17 protein-coding genes and 1 pseudogene are annotated in these 20,130 nt (G+C 70.6%); 3 read left to right on the forward strand and 15 right to left on the reverse strand.

Annotated features, from left to right (window positions below; genetic code table 11):
• Positions 1–116: 116 nt before the first annotated feature.
• The 4 genes from acnA to ACWCWD_RS16085 all read right to left on the reverse strand — a co-directional run bounded on the left by acnA (position 117) and on the right by ACWCWD_RS16085 (position 5,361).
• Positions 117–2,831: an aconitate hydratase AcnA gene (gene acnA, locus ACWCWD_RS16070; RefSeq protein ID WP_450773377.1), complete on the reverse strand. Its 2,715-nt coding sequence runs from the start codon at positions 2,829–2,831 to the stop codon at positions 117–119.
• Positions 2,832–3,297: 466 nt separating this feature from the next.
• Positions 3,298–4,278: a threonine/serine dehydratase gene (locus ACWCWD_RS16075; RefSeq protein WP_450773414.1), complete on the reverse strand. Its 981-nt coding sequence runs from the start codon at positions 4,276–4,278 to the stop codon at positions 3,298–3,300.
• Positions 4,279–4,393: 115 nt separating this feature from the next.
• On the reverse strand, positions 4,394–4,924 hold the full coding sequence (locus ACWCWD_RS16080; protein WP_450773378.1) for an HIT family protein: 531 nt from the start codon (positions 4,922–4,924) through the stop codon (positions 4,394–4,396).
• A gap of 68 nt (positions 4,925–4,992) precedes the next feature.
• Entirely contained in the window at positions 4,993–5,361 is a 369-nt protein-coding gene (locus tag ACWCWD_RS16085) for a nucleotide pyrophosphohydrolase (RefSeq protein WP_450773379.1), read from the reverse strand.
• Positions 5,362–5,802: 441 nt separating this feature from the next.
• Here ACWCWD_RS16085 and ACWCWD_RS16090 point away from each other — a divergent pair, with 441 nt between their 5' ends.
• Positions 5,803–7,332 carry a helix-turn-helix domain-containing protein gene (locus ACWCWD_RS16090; RefSeq protein ID WP_450773380.1) on the forward strand — a complete coding sequence of 510 codons (1,530 nt, stop codon included), beginning with the start codon at positions 5,803–5,805 and terminating at the stop codon, positions 7,330–7,332.
• A 160-nt stretch (positions 7,333–7,492) separates the two neighbouring features.
• Here the strand turns inward: ACWCWD_RS16090 and ACWCWD_RS16095 are convergent.
• The 11 genes and pseudogenes from ACWCWD_RS16095 to ACWCWD_RS16145 form a co-directional block, all read right to left on the reverse strand.
• Positions 7,493–7,720 (reverse strand): annotated as a pseudogene (locus ACWCWD_RS16095) (transposase family protein); the annotation flags it as partial.
• A gap of 149 nt (positions 7,721–7,869) precedes the next feature.
• Positions 7,870–8,271, reverse strand: coding sequence for a MarR family winged helix-turn-helix transcriptional regulator (locus ACWCWD_RS16100; protein ID WP_450773416.1), 402 nt, complete (start codon positions 8,269–8,271; stop codon positions 7,870–7,872).
• 174 nt (positions 8,272–8,445) lie between these two features.
• The gene (locus ACWCWD_RS16105; protein WP_450773381.1) at positions 8,446–9,306 is read right to left on the reverse strand and encodes a TIGR03620 family F420-dependent LLM class oxidoreductase; all 861 of its coding nucleotides are present in this window, start codon (positions 9,304–9,306) and stop codon (positions 8,446–8,448) included.
• 83 nt (positions 9,307–9,389) lie between these two features.
• Positions 9,390–10,139, reverse strand: a complete 750-nt coding sequence (locus ACWCWD_RS16110; protein WP_450773383.1) for an SDR family oxidoreductase — start codon at positions 10,137–10,139, stop codon at positions 9,390–9,392.
• Positions 10,140–10,220: 81 nt separating this feature from the next.
• Positions 10,221–11,351 (reverse strand): MFS transporter, encoded by a 1,131-nt coding sequence (locus ACWCWD_RS16115; RefSeq protein WP_450773384.1) that lies wholly within the window; start codon positions 11,349–11,351, stop codon positions 10,221–10,223.
• 238 nt (positions 11,352–11,589) lie between these two features.
• Positions 11,590–12,918, reverse strand: a complete 1,329-nt coding sequence (locus ACWCWD_RS16120) for an epoxide hydrolase family protein (RefSeq protein ID WP_450773386.1) — start codon at positions 12,916–12,918, stop codon at positions 11,590–11,592.
• Positions 12,919–13,060: 142 nt separating this feature from the next.
• Positions 13,061–14,032: an alpha/beta hydrolase gene (locus ACWCWD_RS16125; protein ID WP_450773388.1), complete on the reverse strand. Its 972-nt coding sequence runs from the start codon at positions 14,030–14,032 to the stop codon at positions 13,061–13,063.
• A 121-nt stretch (positions 14,033–14,153) separates the two neighbouring features.
• Positions 14,154–14,591, reverse strand: coding sequence for a nuclear transport factor 2 family protein (locus ACWCWD_RS16130; protein ID WP_450773389.1), 438 nt, complete (start codon positions 14,589–14,591; stop codon positions 14,154–14,156).
• An 82-nt stretch (positions 14,592–14,673) separates the two neighbouring features.
• Positions 14,674–16,002, reverse strand: coding sequence for an epoxide hydrolase family protein (locus ACWCWD_RS16135; protein ID WP_450773391.1), 1,329 nt, complete (start codon positions 16,000–16,002; stop codon positions 14,674–14,676).
• A gap of 70 nt (positions 16,003–16,072) precedes the next feature.
• On the reverse strand, positions 16,073–16,933 hold the full coding sequence (locus ACWCWD_RS16140; RefSeq protein WP_450773393.1) for an NADP-dependent oxidoreductase: 861 nt from the start codon (positions 16,931–16,933) through the stop codon (positions 16,073–16,075).
• 290 nt (positions 16,934–17,223) lie between these two features.
• A complete protein-coding gene (locus ACWCWD_RS16145) occupies positions 17,224–17,973 on the reverse strand; it encodes an SDR family oxidoreductase (protein WP_450773395.1) in 750 nt (249 codons plus the stop codon).
• 775 nt (positions 17,974–18,748) lie between these two features.
• Between ACWCWD_RS16145 and ACWCWD_RS16150 the strand changes: the two genes are divergently transcribed.
• Both ACWCWD_RS16150 and ACWCWD_RS16155 read left to right on the forward strand, forming a co-directional pair.
• Entirely contained in the window at positions 18,749–19,696 is a 948-nt protein-coding gene (locus ACWCWD_RS16150) for a helix-turn-helix domain-containing protein (RefSeq protein ID WP_450773396.1), read from the forward strand.
• 88 nt (positions 19,697–19,784) lie between these two features.
• Positions 19,785–20,130 (forward strand): helix-turn-helix domain-containing protein (locus ACWCWD_RS16155; RefSeq protein WP_450773398.1); only part of this gene is annotated, 346 nt, incomplete at its 3' end.

Raw genomic sequence — 20,130 nt, forward strand, 5'->3', positions numbered from 1 at the left:
GCGACCCGGGCACTGTACGGGTACGCGGAAGGGGCCGCACCCCCGCCGGACTCTCGTCCGGGGTGGTGCGGCCCCTTCGTCGGCTCTTCACGGCGCGGGGTGCGCGCCGCTCGGGCCTACTTGCGGATCAGGCTGCGGAGCACGTACTGCAGGATGCCGCCGTTGCGGTAGTAGTCCGCCTCGCCGGGGGTGTCGATGCGGACGACGCCGTCGAACTCCACACCGGTGTCGGTGGTGACCTTGACCGTGCGCGGGGTGGTGCCGTCGTTCAGCACGGTCACGCCGGTGAAGGAGAAGGTCTCCTCGCCGGTGAGGCCGAGGGACTCGGCGGTCTGGCCCTCCGGGAACTGCAGCGGCAGGACGCCCATGCCGATGAGGTTCGAGCGGTGGATGCGCTCGTACGACTCGGCGATGACGGCCTTGACGCCCAGCAGTGCGGTGCCCTTGGCGGCCCAGTCGCGGGAGGAGCCGGAGCCGTACTCCTTGCCCGCCAGGATGACCAGCGGGGTGCCGGCGGCCTGGTAGTTCTGGGAGGCGTCGTAGATGAACGACACGGGGGCATCGGCCTGCGTGAAGTCGCGGGTGAAGCCGCCCTCGGTGCCCGGCGCGATCTGGTTGCGCAGGCGGATGTTGGCGAACGTGCCGCGGATCATGACCTCGTGGTTGCCACGGCGCGAGCCGTAGGAGTTGAAGTCACGACGCTCGATGCCGTGCTCCGTGAGGTACTTGCCGGCCGGGGTGTCGGCCTTGATCGCACCGGCCGGGGAGATGTGGTCGGTGGTGACCGAGTCGCCGAGCTTGGCGAGCACCCGGGCGCCGGTGATGTCGACGACCGGGGTCGTCTCCATCGTCATGCCCTCGAAGTACGGGGGCTTCCGGACGTAGGTGGACTCGGAGTCCCACTCGAAGGTGTTGCCGGTCGGGATCGGCAGCGCCTGCCACTGGGCGTCGCCCGCGAAGACGTCCTGGTAGGACTTGTTGAACATGTCCTCGCCGATGGAGTTGGCGACGACGTCGTTCACCTCGGCCTCGGACGGCCAGATGTCGGCCAGGAAGACGGGCTTGCCTTCCTGGTCGACGCCGAGGGCGTCCTTGGTGATGTCGACCTTCATCGAACCGGCGATGGCGTACGCGACGACCAGCGGCGGGGACGCCAGGTAGTTCATCTTGACGTCGGGGTTGATCCGGCCCTCGAAGTTGCGGTTGCCGGAGAGCACCGAGGTCACGGCCAGGTCGTGCTCGTTGACCGCCTTGGAGACCTCTTCCGGCAGCGGGCCGGAGTTGCCGATGCAGGTGGTGCAGCCGTAGCCGACGAGGTTGAAGCCGACCTTGTCGAGGTACGGGGTCAGGCCCGCCTTGTCGAAGTAGTCGGTGACGACCTTCGAGCCCGGGGCGAGGGTGGTCTTGACCCACGGCTTGCGGGTCAGGCCCTTCTCGACCGCCTTCTTCGCCACGAGCGCCGCGGCGACCATGACGTAGGGGTTCGAGGTGTTGGTGCAGGAGGTGATCGCGGCGACGGTGACGGCGCCGTGGTCGATCTCGTACGTGGTGCCGTCGGGGGCCGTGACCGTGGTCGGGTTCGACGGGACGCCGTTGGAGGCGGCCGGGGCGTCGGAGGCCGGGAAGGACTCCTTGCCCGACTCCTCGTCGTCCGAGACGTAGTTGCGCACGTCCTGGGCGAACTGCGCCTTGGCGTCGGCGAGGATGATGCGGTCCTGCGGGCGCTTCGGGCCGGCGATGGAGGGGACGACCGTGGAGAGGTCGAGCTCCAGCTTCTCGGAGAAGTCCGGCTCGGCGGCCGGGTCCAGCCAGAGGCCCTGCTCCTTGGCGTACGCCTCGACGAGGGCGACCTGCTGGGCGTCACGGCCGGTCAGACGCAGGTAGTTCAGGGTCTCGTCGTCGATCGGGAAGATCGCGGCGGTGGAACCGAACTCCGGCGACATGTTGCCGATGGTGGCGCGGTTGGCCAGCGAGGTGGCGGCGACGCCCTCACCGTAGAACTCGACGAACTTGCCGACGACGCCGTGCTTGCGCAGCATCTCGGTGATCGTGAGCACGAGGTCGGTGGCGGTGGTGCCGGCCGGCAGCTCGCCGGTCAGCTTGAAGCCGACGACGCGCGGGATGAGCATGGAGACCGGCTGGCCGAGCATCGCGGCCTCGGCCTCGATGCCGCCGACGCCCCAGCCCAGCACGCCGAGGCCGTTGACCATCGTGGTGTGCGAGTCGGTGCCGACGAGGGTGTCGGGGTACGCCTGGCCGCCGCGGACCATGACCGTACGGGCCAGGTGCTCGATGTTGACCTGGTGCACGATGCCGGTGCCCGGGGGGACGACCTTGAACTCGTCGAAGGCGGTCTGGCCCCAGCGCAGGAACTGGTAGCGCTCCTTGTTGCGGCCGTACTCCAGCTCGACGTTCTGGGAGAACGCGTCGTTGGTGCCGAACTTGTCGGCGATGACGGAGTGGTCGATGACCAGCTCGGCCGGGGCCAGCGGGTTGATCTTCGCCGGGTCGCCGCCGAGCTCCTTCACGGCCTCACGCATGGTGGCGAGGTCGACGACGCAGGGAACGCCGGTGAAGTCCTGCATGATCACGCGGGCCGGCGTGAACTGGATCTCCTGGCTCGGCTGGGCCTGGGAGTCCCAGCCGCCCAGCGCCCGGATGTGGTCGGCGGTGATGTTCGCGCCGTCCTCGGTGCGGAGGAGGTTCTCCAGCAGCACCTTCAGGCTGTACGGGAGGCGAGCGGAGCCCTCCACCTTGTCCAGCCGGAAGATCTCGTACGACTCGTCGCCCACGCGCAGCGTGCTGCGGGCGTCGAAGCTGTTCGCCGACACGACAGTCTCCTTCATCAATGTGCGCGTACTACCGCGCCGCGCCTCACTCACGGCGGGCGCCGTGTGGTGCCGCCTACGACCTCTCGCCGATCCGCTAAGGTAAGGCTTAGTTAGGTAACCCTTACCGAACGGCGGCTGCGGTGCGCCTCGGCAGATATCTCGATGTCGAGATAACTCTAGTACATCGCCGTCGAACGGTCATGCCCGGGCGCCCGTGTTCACCGGGGCGCCCGATCTCGGCGTCCCCTCTCGTTCGGCCCGGAAACCGGCACCCGCCGGTCGGGGTCCCGACGACGGACCCGGTCGCTCCGGTCTGCTCGGCGGCCACGAGCTCCGGTCTTCTTCGCGGCCACGATCCGGCGTCCCGCCCAGGACCGGCGGCCGGCATCCGGACCCGGCGCCCGCTCCCGTACCGGAGCGGCACGCACCGAGACCGCGGGGCGGGCGGTACGCGGGGCCCGAACGGTCAGCGCAGGCCGAAGCTCTCGGCCCAGGCGTTCATGTCGGCGGCCGTCGCGTTCCCTCCGCAGACCACCAGGCCGATCCTGGCGTCCCCGCCGACGCGCTCCAGCACCTGGCGCGCCGCGGGCAGCAGGCATCCGGCGGCGGGCTCGGCCCATGCCTTGGCGTGCTCGGCCAGGTCGAGGGCGCCCCGCACGGCCTCGGCGTCGGTCACCGTGAGGACCTCGGTGACCAGGGCCGAGACGTGCTCGTAGGTGAGCTGCGAGGCGCTGGGGGCGCTCAAGGTCGAGACGATCGAAGACAGCTCGACCGGCACCGGCCCGCCGGAGGCGAGGGCAGCCGACATGGCTCGCGCGCCTTCGGTCTCCACGCCCCAGATCCGTACGCCGGGACGGCGGGCGTGCAGCGCGGCGGCGACTCCGGAGATGAGCCCTCCGCCGCCGATGCTGACGAGTACGTCGGTGAGCTCCCCGGCGTCCTCCGCGAGCTCCAGACCGACCGTGCCCTGCGCCGCGATGACGACGGGGTCGTCGAAGGGGTGGACCAGGGTGAGTCCCTTGTTCCGGAACTCGTCCATGAGGGCGAACGCGTCGTGCATGGTGTCGGCGAGGACGACGCTCGCCCCGGAGGACTCGGCGATGTCCACGGCGCGGCCGGGGGCGGACCGCGGCATGACCACGGTCGCCCCGATGTCCAGTGCGCCGGCCATGACCGCGACCGCGATGCCGTGATTGCCGCCGCTCACCGCCACGACCCCGGCGGTCCGTTGCGCCTCACCGAGCGTGAGCAGCTTCGCCGTCGCGCCGCGCGCCTTGAAGGAACCGGTGCGCTGCAGGAGTTCCAGTTTCGCGGTGACCTGCACGCCCAGGAGTGCGGACAGCCCGGGGCTCGGCACCGTCGGGGTCCGTACGACATGCCCGGCGATCCGTTCGGCCGCGGCTTCCACGTCCGAGACAGTGATCAGCACGTTCGCCCTCCGTCGCATGGTCCGGGCCGGGGTGACCGGGTTCCGCATCCTACGCCGCCGGTACCCCGGCCGACCCGGTGTCGGCCTGTCCCGCACACGGCCCGGCGCCAGCCCCCGGCTTCACCCTGATGGCTCAGCCCGGCGTACGGTCCCGGACCGCCTCGGCGACCGCCTCCCCGATCGCCTCTCCGATCGCCTCCCTGATCCCCCGCCCGAGCCGCCGCTCGTCGGCCGGTGAGGGGCTGAGCACGCCGTTCTCGGCCATCAGGGCGTGGAACTGCTGCCCGGCGTACGGCACGCCGGGCGGCAGCCCCGCGACGTGCCAGTGGACGTGGGCATTGCCCTCCTGGCTCCCGAGCGAGTACAGGTACGTCCGCTCGGGCGTGGTGACGGCCTCCACGGCCCGCGCCACCAGCCGGACGACCTCCAGCAGCCGGTGGAACCCGTCGCGGTCGAGGTCGGCGACCACGTGCTCCACGTGCGCCTTGGGCGCCACGAGCACCTTCGCCGGGAGGGTCGGCCAGCGGTCCAGGAACGCGATGTGGAGCGCGTCCTCGTACACCACCTCGTGCAGGTACCCCGGGCTCCGGGCGACGGCCGCGCACACGAAGCACGGTCCGCTCCTGGCGCGGGCCTCGTACGCCGCCAGATCGAAGGGTTCCACGGAGCCCCTCGCTCCCCCCGGCTCCCCCGATTCGTCCGGCCTCTCCGGCTCCCCCGGCCCCTCCGCCGTCATTCGCGCACCCCGGGACGCGTGGCCCGTTCCAGGTCGGCTCCGACGGCGGCCTCCAGCTCGGACATCGTCCGGGCGAACGCGTGCCCGAGGTCGATGTCGTACAGGCGGGCCAGCACCAGCACGGACCAGAGGCAGTCCGCGAGTTCGTGGGCGAGGCCGCCGGGCGCGGTGGCGGGGTGCGGCCGGGCGCCCTCCTCCGCCATCACGAGCTTGGCGAGGTCCCCCACGTCCCCGACGAAACCGAGCATGAACTCCTCCCGGTTCCAGGTGCGGCCGCGGGCCGCGAGATTGAGCTCGTCGTACAGCGCGTGGATCCGCATCGCGCGCTCGGTGAGGGCCTTGAGCCCGTCAGGTTCCTGGTCCACGTACGGGCTCTACCCGTGCGTACCGGCTCTATCCGCACGGACGGACCCTGTCCGTGCGTACGGGCTCCACTCGTGCGTACGGGCTCCACTCGTGCGTACGGGCCCGGTCCCCACGCACGGGCTCCATCCGCGTCGAGCACGGCCGGGGCGCTGTCGCGACTCGGCGGGCCGCTCCGGGGCCGGGCGAGCAGGGACACGGGCGACGCGAATCCTTCGGCGTCCCCGCGCCGGGCGGGTGGCCATGCGTTCATGGAGCGATCGTGCAACCCTGACGCCGGGTCACGTTCACCCCTGGGTGGCGGTGACCCTGCGGCGGGGACCCGGAATCCCGGGCGGGCCCGCCCCGGTGCCACGGACGGCCGTGCGACACCCTCGTCACCATTTCACTCGAACGCCCCGCCCGAACGCACGCACATCTCATATGTGAGATAGCCTGCCGATATGTCAGACGACTACCTCGTACGCATCGGCAAGCTCATCCGTGACGCCCGTCAGCACCGGGGCTGGACACAGACCCAGTTGGCCGAGGCTCTCGCCACCAGCCAGAGCGCCGTCAACCGCATCGAGCGCGGCAACCAGAACATCAGCCTTGAGATGATCGCCCGCATCGGTGAGGCCCTCGACAGCGAGATCGTGTCGCTCGGTTACGCCGGCCCCATGCACCTGCGGGTCGTCGGCGGCCGACGGCTCTCGGGCGCCATCGACGTCAAGACGAGCAAGAACGCCTGCGTCGCCCTGCTCTGCGGCTCCCTCCTCAACAAGGGCCGTACGGTACTGCGCCGCGTCGCCCGCATCGAAGAGGTCTTCCGCCTCCTGGAGGTCCTCAACTCCATCGGTGTCCGCACCCGCTGGATCAACGACGGCGTGGACCTGGAGATCGTGCCGCCCGCGCAGCTGGACATGGAGGCGATCGACGCCGACGCCGCGCGCCGCACCCGCTCGATCATCATGTTCCTGGGTCCGCTGCTGCACCGCATGGACCAGTTCAAGCTGCCGTACGCCGGCGGCTGCGACCTCGGGACCCGCACGATCGAGCCGCACATGATCGCGCTGCGCCGCTTCGGCCTGGAGATCGCCGCGACGGACGGCCTCTACCACGCGCAGATCGACCACACGGTCACCCCCGGCCGCCCCATCGTGCTGACCGAGCGCGGCGACACGGTGACCGAGAACGCGCTGCTCGCCGCCGCCCGGCACGACGGCACCACCGTCATCCGCAACGCGTCCTCCAACTACATGGTCCAGGACCTCTGCTTCTTCCTGGAGGCCCTGGGCGTACGGGTGGACGGGGTCGGCACGACGACGCTGACCGTCCACGGTGTGCCGCAGATCGACGTGGACGTCGACTACTCCCCCTCCGAGGACCCGGTCGAGGCGATGAGCCTGCTGGCCGCGGCCGTCGTGACGGAGTCGGAGCTGACGATCCGCCGGGTGCCGATCGAGTTCCTGGAGATCGAGCTCGCCGTACTGGAGGAGATGGGCGTGGACTGCGCCCGCACCGCCGAGTACGCGGCGGACAACGGCCGTACCCGGCTGGTGGACCTCACCGTGCGGCCCTCCAAGCTGGAGGCGCCCATCGACAAGATCCACCCGATGCCGTTCCCCGGCCTGAACATCGACAACGTGCCGTTCTTCGCGGCCATCGCCGCCTCCGCGCACGGCCAGACGCTGATCCACGACTGGGTCTACGACAACCGCGCCATCTACCTGACCGACCTCAACCGCCTCGGCGGCCGCCTCCAGCTCCTCGACCCGCACCGCGTCCTCGTCGAGGGCCCGACCCGCTGGCGCGCCGCCGAGATGATGTGCCCGCCGGCACTCCGTCCGGCCGTTGTCGTGCTGCTCGCGATGATGGCGGCCGAGGGGACCTCCGTACTCCGCAACGTCTATGTGATCAACCGCGGTTACGAGGACCTGGCGGAGCGGCTCAACTCGGTGGGGGCGCAGATCGAGATCTTCCGGGACATCTGACGGGTGGGGTGTTGTGCCCCTTGGAGGCAAGGGGCACAACACCTCAACGTGCCGGCTGACCCGCGGTTACCTGCCTTCACGACCCTTCGCCGATCAAGGCTGACGCGGGATCTGCGGAAGATCTGCCAAGACTTCAGGGTGCCGCTTGTGCTTCGGGGAGTTCACGGATGCGGATGATGCGGTGGGTGCGGGCGGCGGTCAGGTTGCGGGATCGGCCCGGCAGTGCGGGTGAGAGCCAGAGCAGCCGGCCTTCCGGGTCGGCGACGACTTGGGCGTTCACGCCGTGTCGGCGGTACTTGGCCGAGTAATCGGCCCGTCCGCCGCCGACCCGGTCGCCTTCGGCGAGGGTGCCGTCGAGCGGGACGAACTCGGGATCTGTCTCGCGCAATACATCACGGCTTCACATGCCTCGGCGACCGACACCACAGCTATAGTTGATACATCACCCATATCGGGATGGCGTGAGGACCAGCAGAGATGGCCGTCACCGCAGGCGTGAGCGAACTCTTCGGTTCGGGGGGGCGTGAGGCACCGGCGTCAACGGTCCTTGCCGATCTTCCCGATGATCGTCTCGGAGATCTCGGCCAGCAGGGCGATCTGACCGGGGGTGAGGTGGTCGAGCAGCAGGCGCCGGACGTCCTCGACATGCCTGGGTGCGGCGGCGTCGATCGCCGCACGGCCGGCAGGGGTGATCATCACGTACGCTCCGCGCCCGTCTTCGGCGCACTCGTCGCGTGCGAGGAGGCCGCGCTGGACCATGCGTTTGAGCTGGTGGGACACCCTGCTCTTCTCCCACCCGAGCACCTTGGTGAGTTCGAGGATGCGCAACCGGGCGCCGGGGACGCGGCTCAGCTCCGCCAGCACCGGGTATTCGGCCCCGGACAGCCCGAACTCGCTCTGCATGACCCGGCCGGCCTCGCTCACCACCAGGTCGTGCATCCGCAGCATGCCGCGCCACGCCCGTTCCTCCACGGGGGTGAGCCAGCGGGGCTCTATGTCCATGCGTGCATGGTACGAGAAGGTTGATGTCTCCACCGCCCTCACCGCGCTCCTCCCGCCGTCCCCGCGGCTCCTCCCGCCGTCCCCGCTGGTCCACCCGAAGGACACGCGTGGTCAGCGGACCAGCGGAGCCAGTGCTCGCCATTGGGCGAGCGGGAGTCCCCGGCCGTCGCCGACGGCGTGGATCGCGATGTGGTTGGCACCGGCATCGAGGTGGGCGCGGATGCGCGCGTGGATGGCGTCGAGGTCGCCCCATGCGACGACGGCGTCGATCAGCCGGTCGCTCCCTCCGTGGGCGAGGTCGTCCGCGGTGAAGCCCTGCCGCTGCAGGCTGCCGGCGTAGTGGCCCATGCCGATGAACGGCGCCAGGAACCCGCGGGCCGTGGCACGCGCCCGGTCCGGGTCGTCGTCCACGACGACGGCCTGGTACGGGGCGAGCAGCGGGGCGGGGCCGAGCAACTCGCGCGCGCCGGCGGTGAACTCCGGCGTGACGAGGAAGGGGTGGGTGCCGGCGCTGCGCCGACCGGCGAGTTCGGTGAGCTTGGGTCCCATGGCGGCGACGAGGCGCTCGTCGGCGGGGACGGCGGCGGGTGCCTGGTCGAGCTGGTCGAGGTAGGCGTTGAGCGCGGCCAGCGGACGGTACGTCCCCCCGGCCTCCTGCGCGGCCGCGGCGTCGCTCACCCCGAGGCCGAGCAGGAGCCGGTGGCCGTACTCCTGGCTCAGCCGGGCGTGTCCGGCCGCCATGTCGGCCGCGCTGTGGCGCCAGATGCTGAGGACGCCGGTGGCCACCACGGTCTCGTCGGTGGCCCGCAGCAGGCGTTCCGCGTCCCCCAGGATGTCGCCGCCACCGAGGCCGGGGATCCACAGGGCTCCCCAGCCGTGCCGGCCCAGCTCGGCCGCGGCCTCGTGGATCTCCACGGGGTCGGGGTGCAGGCGAAGTTCCGGGCTCCAGATGCCCAGGGTCCCGATGTCCATGATCGTCTTCCTCAGTAGTGGTCCGGGGGAATCCACCCGCGGGGCCGGTCGGCCCCACGGGTGGATCGACATCGGTGACGACGTCAGATCTGGTTCGCGCCGCCGTCGACGTACATCTCGGTGCCGGTGATGAAGCTCGACTCGCCGGTGGCGAGGAAGAGCGCGAGGCTCGCGACCTCCTCGGGCTGCCCCATGCGACCGAGCGGCACGCCCGCGGCGAGCGCCTCCCTGAGCTGGCCTGCCTGCTCCTCGCCGGGGGCGAGCCCGTTGAGGCCGGGGGTCGTGATCGGTCCGGGCACGATCGTGTTGACGCGGATGCCGCGCCCGCGCAGCTCGTTCGCCCAGGTCCGGGCGAAGGAGCGGACCGCCGCCTTGGAGGCCCCGTAAACGCCGAACGCCTCGTTGCCGACCGAGGCGGCGGTGGAGCCGGTGAGGATCACCGACGCGCCGTCGACCAGCAGCGGGAGGGCCTTCTGCACGGTGAAGAGCGTCCCCTTGACGTTGGTGCCGAAGGTGGCCTCGAAGTGCTCCTCGGTGACCTCCTCCAGCCGGGCGAACGCGCCGCCGCCGGCGTTGGCGAACAGGACGTCGATGCGGTGTCCGGCGTCGGCGATGGTGCCGTAGAGGCGGTCGAGGTCCGCGAGGTCGCTGCTGTCGGCCTGGACGGCCGTCACGTTTCCGCTGATCCGTGCGATCGCCTGGTCGAGGGCGTCCTTGCGGCGCCCGGTGATGTAGACGTGGGCGCCCTCCTGGCCGAAGCGCTGTGCCGTGGCCAGTCCGATGCCGCTGGTGCCACCGGTGATCACGACCGTCTTGCCGTCCAGCTGTCCCATGGTGTGCTCCTGTCTCCGAGCGGCCCGCGACCGCCCTTCCGTTCAATCTTCAACTAACTTAGATCTTGCATAGATGACGTGTCAACTACTTCTCTCCCTTCTGTGCGCCCTGCCGACGGGCACCAGCGAGCCGAGCAGCACCGCGACGGCGCCTACCGCGAACGCGGTTGTGGTGCCGCGGTGGTCGGTCAGCGCCCCGCCCGCCAGTGAGCCGAGCGCGAGGAACGTCTGCGAGGCGCTGACCAGCAGGGCGAGGGCGGCATCCGGGGCTTGCGGCAGCGCACGCGTGACCCGCACCTGCCCGATCAGCGGAACCGTCCCGAAGGCCGCACCCCACAGGAGGACGAGGCCCACGGTGACGGGTGTCGGGGTGGTGAGAGTGAGCGCCAGTACGGCGCCGGCGAGGACGACTGCTGCGCAGCCCGCCATCACTCGCGGCGAGCGGAACGAGGCGAAGCCGATGAGCAGATTGCCCGCCAGGCCTGCCAGCCCGTAGCCGAGGAGCACCGCGGTGACGGTGCGAGGGCCGAGTTGGGCGTGCTGCTGAAGGTAGGGGGTGATGTAGGTGTAGGCGGCGAAGTGGCCGAAGAACACGGCCGCGGTGGCGAGCAGCGCGAGTGCGACGGGGGGCCGGCGCAGCGCGCTCGTGAGCGTGGCAGCCCGTACCGCCTCGGTGGGTCTGAGGGCGGGCAGCGCGGTGCTCAGCAGCGCCATGGCCAGTGCTCCGGCGGCGGCCGCGACGACGAAGGCGACGCGCCAGCCTGCGAGACGGCCGATCAGTGCACCGAGAGGCAGGCTGATGACGGTGCCGGCGGAGATACCGGCCGTGATCAGCGAGGCCGCCCGGTCGGCGTCGGCGGGTGCCACGAGGCGGCTGCCGATGCCCGCCCCCATGGCCCAGAACCCGCCGACGCTCAGCCCCAGCAGCAGGCGTGCGGCCACCATGACCCCCATGGTGGGCGCGAGGGCGGCCAGCACGTCGGACAAGGTGATCAGGGCGGCGAGGGCGATCAGGACGTGCCTGCGGTCCAGCCTGCCGGAGGTGACGGTGATCAGCGGTGCCGCCACCGCGGCCGTCACTCCGGGGACGACCACCAGGAGACCTGCGATGCCGGTGTCCACGTGGAGGCCGTGGCTGATGGCGGGCAGCAGGCCGACGGGCAGGAACTCCGAGAGCACCAGCACGAACGACACCGCGGCCACGGACGCCACGGCCGGCCATCCACCGCCCGACCGTCTCGTTCCAGGCTTCGGCTCGGCGGTCTCCTTGCGTGCTGTCGAGGGCGCGACTTCGGTCCTGGAGCCGGCCGGGAGGGCGCCGTGCGTCGGGGGCCGGCTGTTCATGGATCTCCGTGGGGTGCTGGTCTGGACGGTGGCGGCGCAGGTGGGCCTGATGACGGGGGCGGCACGCGTCCGGCCGCGCGGGCCGCCGAACCGTCGGCGGGAGGCGTCACTTCACCAGCCGCGTGAACTTCCGGACTTCCTCGGCGAAGAGCTGCGGCTGTTCGAACGCCGCGAAATGGCCGCCGTACGGAACCTGGTCGTTGAAGTAGACCAAGTCGCGGTAGGCCCGCTGGGCCCAGATCCTGGGGCTGCGCACCAGTTCGTGCGGGAACACGCTCAGCCCCACCGGCAGATCGAGCGTGGTCAGCCCGCCGCCGCCGGAGTTCTGCCAGTAGATGCGGGCCGAGGAGGCGGCGGTGTCGGTGAGCCAGTACAGCGTGATGTTGTCCAGGATCTCGTCCGTCGACAGGACACCCTGCGGCCGGCCGGTGTTGTCGGTCCAGTCGAGGAACTTCTCGTAGATCCAGGAGGCCTGTCCCGAGGGCGAGTCGGCCAGGGCGTAGCCGATGGTCTGCGGGCGGGTGGTCTGCTCCTGGAAGTAGCCGGAGTACTGGGTGGAGAAGGTCTGGATCTGGTCCAGTGCCGCCTGCTCGTCCGCGGTGACCGTGCCGGTGACCGGCGGGCTGAAGGCGTACTCCGGGAAGTTCAGGTGCGTGCCGATCAGGCCCCTGGGACGCAGCTTGCCGAGCTGGGTCGTGACACCGCCGCCCCAGTCGCCGCCCTGCGCGACGTAACGGGTGTAGCCCAGGCGTTCCATCAGAGTGGCCCAGGCGGCCGCGGTACGGGCGGTGGTCCAGCCGGCGGCGCCGGGGCGGTCGGAGAAGCCGAAGCCGGGCTGGGAGGGGATGACGACGTGAAAGGCGTCCTGCGCCGTGCCGCCGTGCGCGGTGGGGTCGGTCAGCGGGCCGATGGCCTTCAGGAACTCCACGAACGAGCCGGGCCACCCGTGGGTGAGAATCAGGGGCGTGGCGTCGGCGTGCCGGGAGCGCACGTGGAGGAAGTGGATGCCCAGGCCGTCGATCCGGGTGCGGTACTGCCCCAGGGCGTTGATCCTCCGCTCGAAGCGCCGCCAGTCGTACTGCGTACGCCAGTACTGCAACAGGCTTATCTGTTTGGCGAGTTGGACACCCTGGGAGGAATCGCCGACGGTTTCCCGCTCCGGCAGGCGCACGCTCGCCAGCCGGTGGCGCAGGTCCCTCAGCAGAGCTTCGGGGACGTTGACGTGCAGGGGTGTGATCTGTTCCGTGGCCTCGGGCAGGCGCAGGGGGCCGACTGCGCCGATACCGCTGTCCGTGCCGGCGAACGCGAGGTTGGCGCCCATGACCGCGGGGACGGTCGCCAGGCCCGCGACGGTGGCGTTCCGCAGCAGGGTGCGCCGGGACGGCTGGAAGGGCACGGCGCCCGTGGCCGGGCCGGGTCGATGTGATGCACGCATGGGAGCGCTCCAGTTCCATGAAGTGGGCACCCGGCTGAACGGGTGCGGCGCGAGCAGGAGGATTCGTGACGCATGCGCCGACGGGGCCGACCGCCGCGGCCGCCGCCTGGTCGGCGGACGGCGGCGGACGGGCTACGGGCAGTCAGGCAGCCGAGTGCAGGGCCTGCTTCAGGCTCGCCACCGCGAGCAGCACGGCGTGCTTGGCCGCCTCGGTGTCGTGGAGCGCGTTGACCATGACGAAGTCGTGGACGATGCCGCCGAACCGGGCGTTCGTGGCCGGCACGCCCGCCTGCCGCAGCCTGGCCGCGAACGCCTCGCCCTCATCGCGCAGCACGTCTGCCTCGGCGGTGATGATCAGCGCGGGCGGCAGGCCCTTCAGGTCCTCCAAGCCGGCGCGCAGCGGCGAGACGGTGATCCGGCCGCGCTCCTCCTCGCTGGTGGTGTACTGGTCCCAGAACCACTTCATCCCGTCCCGCGCCAGGAAGTAGCCCTCGGCGAACTCCTCGTAGGAGGCGGTGTCGAAGGACGCGTCGGTGACCGGGTAGAACTCGACCTGTTTGACGAACCGGACGTCGCCGCGCTCCTTGGCCAGCAGCGTAAGAGCGATGGCCATGTTGCCGCCGACGGAGTCGCCGGCCACCGCGAGCCGCCGGGCGTCCAGGTTCCGGGCGGAGCCGTCGGTCGTCACCCATCGGGCCACCGCGTAGCTCTGCTCCAGGGCCACCGGGTAGCCGGCCTCCGGCGAGTGGTCGTACTCGGGGAAGACCACGGCGGCGTTCACGCCGACGACCAGGTCGCGCACCAGCCGGTCGTGGGTGTGCGCGTTGCCGAAGACCCAACCGGCACCGTGCACGTAGAGGACGACCGGCAGTTGCGTGCCGGCCGATCCCGCCGGACGGACGATGCGGACCCGGACGGTGCCGGTGGGCCCGGCCGGTACCTCCACCCACTCCTCGTCGATCTCCGGCTTGAAGATCTCCGCGTCCTGGACCTGGTCGACCGCCTTGCGGCCTTCCTCCGGCGGAAGCTGGTAGAGGAACGGGGGCTGGGAAGTGGCGTCCACGAACGCCTGGGCGGCCGGTTCGAGAGCGATGTGCCGGGGGTTTCCGGACATGGCGATACTCCTTCTGTCGTGCATGGGGATGGACGGCCGTGGGCCTGTCGCGCCGGGTTCGGCGAAACGCGCTCCGATCGGGGCAGGAGGCCCACGAAGCGGGTCGGATGCGTGGGCCGCGCTACCGGGCGGCGGCCTGCAAGGCACCCAGGACGCCCAGTTGCCCGAACAGGACCGTGCCGGAGGGGTAGCAGTCGAACGACGCGATCTTGCCGTCGCGGACCCGGAACACGTCGCAGCAAGGCACCTTGATGGCCTTGCCGGTGGGCGCGATCACACCGAACGGCGTGTGCAGAGGGCCGTTGTGCGTCCCGTTGAGGGACAGTTCCACGACGACGACGTCGCCCTGGACGTAGACGTCGTAGAGCTCCCGGTGCATGTCCGGGAATGCCTCGGCATAGTTCTGGACGGGCTGCGCGACATCCTGTCCGCGGTAGGTGACGCCGACCGACTGGTCGGTGAACGTGCCGTCTTCGGTGAAGCAGGCGACCCATCCGGGAATGTCCTGGATCTCCGCCACCTGGTAGGCGGCCCTGATGAACTTCTCGTTGTCCGACATGAGACCTTGCTCCTTTTGCTGTGCGCGCGCACCGGCCGTGGCCGTTCCGCTACGGCGGGCGTCGCTCTTGTGGTGGGTCGGTTCACCTGACGAGGCGGGCGAACGACCTCAACTCCTGTGCGAAAAGCCCCGGCTGCTCGAAGGCGGCGAAGTGACCGCCGGCAGCGATGTCGTCGTTGAAGTAGACGAGGTTCTCGTAAACCTTCTCGGCCCACGCCTTCGGTGTGCGCACCAGTTCGCCCGGGAAGACGCTGACGCCGACCGGCAGGTCGAGAGTGGTCAGTTCGTGGCTGTCCCGGGAGAACTCCCAGTAGAGCCTCGCCGACGACGCCCCGGTGGCCGAGAACCAGTAGAGGCTGATGTCGTCGAGCATGCGGTCGCGCCCGAGTACCCGCTCCGGGTGCAGTCCGCTGTCCGTCCAGTCGATGAACTTCTCGTAGATCCATGCGGCCTGCGCGGTGGGCGAGTCGGTGAGGGCGTAGCCGATGGTCTGCGGGCGCTGAGCCTGCTCGTAGAAGTAGCCCGAATACCGTTCGGCGTAGATATGTTGCTGACTGACCGCGGCCTGCTCCTCCGGGGTGCTGTCCCCGAGGGGTGTGTTGGTCAGCATGAACTCCGGGAGGTTCAGGTGGACGCCGATGAGTCCTGCCGGCCGCTGCTTCGCCATCTGCGTGGTGACCGCGCCGCCCCAGTCGCCTCCCTGCGCGATGTAGCGGCGGTAGCCGAGACGTCGCATGAGTTCGATCCAGGCGGAGGCGATGCGGGCCGGATCCCATCCCGACTCCACGGGCCGGTCCGACCATCCGAATCCGGGCATGGAGGGGATGACGACGTGGAACGCGTCCTCGGCGCGGCCGCCGTATCGGGTCGGTTCGGTGAGCGGCCCGATGGTGTCGAGGAACTCGACGAAGGACCCCGGCCAGCCGTGGTTCAGGATCAACGGCAGCGCGTTCGGATGCCTGGACGGGACGTGCAGGAAGTGGATGCCCAGCCCGTCGATCTGCGTACGGTACTGCCCGAGCTTGTTCAGGCGGTTCTCCAGGGAGCGCCAGTCGTAATCGGTACGCCAGTGGTCGAGGAGGCTTTGCAGGCGGCTGAGGGGCACGCCCTGAGAGGCGTCGTCGACGGTCTCGCGTTCCGGCAGGCGTACGGAGGCCAGCCGCCGGCGCAGATCATCGAGCGCGCTTCGCGGGACGCGGAGCTTCAGACGAGTGAGCTCCTGGCCGACGGCAGGCAGGGGAACCCCCGCCACCGTGGCGGCCTGGGTAGTGGTGCCGGAGGCGAGCAGACCGGCCGGCACGGCCGTGACCGCCCCGGCGATCGCGGTGGAGCGCAGGAAGCGGCGGCGGGTGCTTCCGCCCGCGGGTGCCGCGATCGGGGCGGCGGCGGTACGAGTGTCAGAGCCGAACATGTTCCGTCCAGGGGTAGGGAGGGCAAAGCGGTGGGGACGACGCGCTGTTGTGAGGTGCTCCACGTCCCGCTCAGTCCAGCGTGAGGACCACGCGGCCTCGCACCTCGTGGTTTTCCAGCAGCCGATGGGCCGCGGCCGCCTCCCGCATGGGCATCGGGTGGCGCTCCTTCAGCCGCAGCCGCCCCGCGGCGAAGAGGTTCAGTCCGTCGGCGACCGCGTCGGGCGCGCGGTCGGGGGTGGGGACGGACAGCCTGACGCCGAAGCCGGCGGCGTCATGGTCCGAAAGGGTGATGACCCGCTCCGGTCCACCGGCCAGGGCGACGGCGTCGGCCAGCACTCCGGTACCGGCGGCGTCGAAGACGGTGTCCACCGGGCCCAGTGCGCGTACGGCGTTCACGAGGCCGGCCCCGTACCGCACCGGACGCGCTCCGAGTTCCGCGGCGAACGCGTCGTCGCGCTGCCCCACGGCGCTGACGACGTCGACGCCCTGGGCCACCGCCAGTTGCGTGGCGATGACTCCGACGGAACCGCCGCCGCCGATGACCAGCAGCGTCTCCCCGCGTGACACGCCGAGTTGGCGCAGAACGCCGGCTGCCGCCTCCACCGATCCGGGAATCGCGGCGGCGTCCGTCCACGACACCGAGGGGGCCTTGCGCGCCCACGACGAAGCCACGGCGTACTCGGCGTAGCCCCCGCGATCCATCAGCATGGCCGCCACCTCGTCGCCGACGGCGGTACCCGTCACGCCGGGACCGAGTGCATCGACGATCCCGGCGACCTCGTAACCGAGGACGGCCGGCTCCCCCAGCGGGAAGCGGAGCTGCCCGGAGCGGATCGCGAGATCGGTGGGGCTGACCCCCGCGGCCTTGACCCGGATCCGGATCTGGCCCTCGCCGGGTTCCGGCATCGCCACCGATGCCCACTGCAACACTTCTGGCCGACCGTATCCGGTCATCACGACGGCCTCAGGCATCACGCCCGCCTTTCTTTGTTTCGGTACTCGGTCGACTACGTACAAGCGGATTCGACAGCCACCAGGCCGATGACGGGGGATCCGCGAAACCGCCCCGGAGCAGCGCAGGACGACTGTGGCAGGGGCGCCCGGTCCCGAATGCTCCGTTCGTGCCAGGGAGCCGGACCGTTCGCGCCACGGAGTCGCGCGGGCCGTCCGCTTCCGGCCCGTGTCCGGGCCGGAAGCGGACGGCAGCGCCACGTCGTCGGTCACACCTGGATGGCGCCGCCGTCGACGAACAGCTCGGTTCCGGTGACGAAGCTCGCCGCCGGCGAGGCGAGGAAGGCGACCACGGACGCGACCTCGTCTGCGGTGCCCATGCGCCCGAGCGGGACGGTGCCCGCCAGGTACTCCCGCATCGCGGCGGCCCCGGCCTCGTCGGCGGCGAGTCCGTTCAGGCCGGGCGTCTCGATCGGTCCCGGCGCCACGGCGTTGACACGGATACCGCGGCCCTTCAACTCGTTGGCCCAGGTGCGGGCGAACGAGCGGACAGCGGCTTTGGAGGCGCCGTAGACGCCGAACGCCTCACTGCCCTGGGAGCCGGCGACGGAGCCGGTGAGGATGACCGACGCCCCGTCGTTGAGCAGCGGGAGCGCCTTCTGCACGGTGAAGAGGACGCCCCGGACGTTGGAGCCGAAAATGGTGTCGAAGTGCTCCTCGGTGACCTGGTCGAGGGGAGCGAACTCGCCCCCGCCCGCGTTGGCGAACAGCACGTCGATCCGACGGCCGTCCGCGGCGACAGCCGCATACAGGCGGTCGAGGTCGGCCAGGTCGGAGCTGTCCGCCTGGATCCCCTTCAGGTCGCCGCCGACCAGGGCGACGACCTCGTCCAGAACCTCCTTACGGCGGCCGGTGATGTACACGCGCGCGCCCTCCTCGGCGAACTTGCGCGCGGCCGCGAGGCCGATGCCCGCAGTGCCACCGGTGATGACAACGGTCTTGGCGTCGAACTGTCCCATGGCTGGTTTCTCGCTTCCCCATACGGCGGCCCTAGAGGCCGCAGTGGTAAAAAATAGTTGATGTGTCACACCTTCGGTGATGACACTCGCTCGTCAGCGACCCTCGAAATCCCTCGGTCGACCCGAGGCTCCGCAGGTACCCGAAGGCGGACCAACTGCTCAAGTGACCAGCTAAAGCGCGTCATGGCGATCCCCCTCCTGGTGTTCCACCCATGCCCGAGCCTCCGTCCACCCGGGCCTCTCTTGCGTTCTCACCCTTACAAATCGATGACGCGTCACATATATTCCGGGACCGATGACTCGGCCGGCAGCTGTCGTCCCATCTCCCCCGCGCCGCACGCTGCGGGGCGGAGGCCCTCGCGGATCAGCGGTCCTGAACGCCCCGGTGCGAACCGGGGGACTCGACCGCCACGGGTGGTCGCCCTCCTCGGACCGGCAAACGGGAGCATCCGCACCACACGTTTTCTGCCTGCGGATGCTCCTGGGATCCGCTTTCGCCGGGCGGTTGGCTCGTGCCTACCAGAGCACTAAAGCGCGTTGCGAAAGTAGCGCCGTCCGCCCGGAGGGCGGGTCCGGCGGCGTCCGGTGCGTGCGATCGCAAGGCGGAGGGGCACCCCGATACTGGATGTATCGGGGTGAACCCGACAACGCGGCGAGCGTGCGTGCCGGGCGTCGCCGGACAGGCGGGACTTTCGCAACACGCTTTAGGCCGTGTGTCGGAAGTCCCGCCCGCCCTCCGGGCGGACGGCGCCACTTTCGACACACGACCTAGCCGGTGACCGCACCGCTGCGGTCGACGGCCTGCGCCCATCCACGGACCATCGAGGTCGAAGTGACCACACCACTCCTGCTTCTCGCCCCCGCCCTCCCGCCGGTCGCCACGGCCAGGGGCCCGGTGGACATCGTTCCGGCACCCCCCGGTGCCCGGCCCGCCGGCGCCGCCCACGTCCTGATCGCCCGAAGCGGCCCCGTGAAGGTTCCGCACCGCGGGGTCCAGCACACCCTGCACCGCGGTGACCTTCTCGTCACCGCCGCCCCCGGCCCGGCTGATCCACCCCATTGGGATCGTCTGCCGATCTCGTGGTTCCGCTTCCCGGCCTTCTGGCTCGGCGCTTCGGTGTCCGAACTCACCCGCGGGTCGACCATCGTCGTCGACGTGGAGCGCAGTTACCTGGGCCGCCTCACCGGCAGCCTGCTGCTCGCGTCGGACTCCGGCGACCTACCGGCGGCGGAGCGGCACTCGGTTCTCGGCGGAGGCCGTCTCGGCCGGATCGCGGGCGACATGCTCTCTTCGCTGATCGACGAACAGGCCGGCCACCGAGAACGGGAGTACGACCTGCGGAGGGGACAGGTGGCGCGGGTACGCGCCCACATCGAGGAGCGGCTGCCCGACCCGGGTCTGTGCGCACGCTCGGTCGCCCACGCCCTCGGGATGTCCCCTCGCCACCTGCACCGCCTGTTCGAGGCCGAGGAACTGTCGGTGGCACGGCTGATCCGTCGACGGCGTCTGGAGGTGTGCCGGGCCGAACTCCTCCGCGCGAGGGGACGGGTGACCGTCGCCTCCGTCGCCCAGCGCTGGGGCTTCGCCAGTGCGACCCATTTCAGCCGCGTGTTCCGCGAGGCATTCGGCATGAGCCCCCGCCAGTGGCAGCACCAGAACGCCGATCCTGCACTGTCGGCAGACGGCAATGCTGAGACGTCCTCCGTGGCAGGCCAGTCATGACAACCCCTCCCCCTCGGTACGGCAAGCCGGGCGACTGCGGCCGCTTAAAGCGTGTTGCAGAAGCCTGCGCTGCGGGTATTTCTCCTGTATGGGTGGGGTGTTGCGGGCTGAGGCGTTGTGGGTTGAAACGTTCACCGGGCTGCGGATGCGGCAGTTCGAGCGGCTGCTGAAGGTGGTGCGTGAGCGGGGCGGGAACGGGCCTGGCGGGGGCCGACCGTGGTGTCTGCCGCTGGCGGACCGGGTGCTGATGGTGGCCGTCTACTACCGGACGAACCTCACGATGCGGCAGCTCGCGCCGCTGTTCGGCTGCTCCCCGGCCACCGTGTGCCGGGTCATCCAGAGATTGAGGCCGCTCCTGGCCATCGAGCCCGCGACCCGCCCGGCCGACGCCGTGGAACGGCTCTGGATCGTGGATGGCACGTTGATCCCGGTCC

The sequence above is a fragment of the Streptomyces sp. NPDC001493 genome (assembly GCF_053597235.1).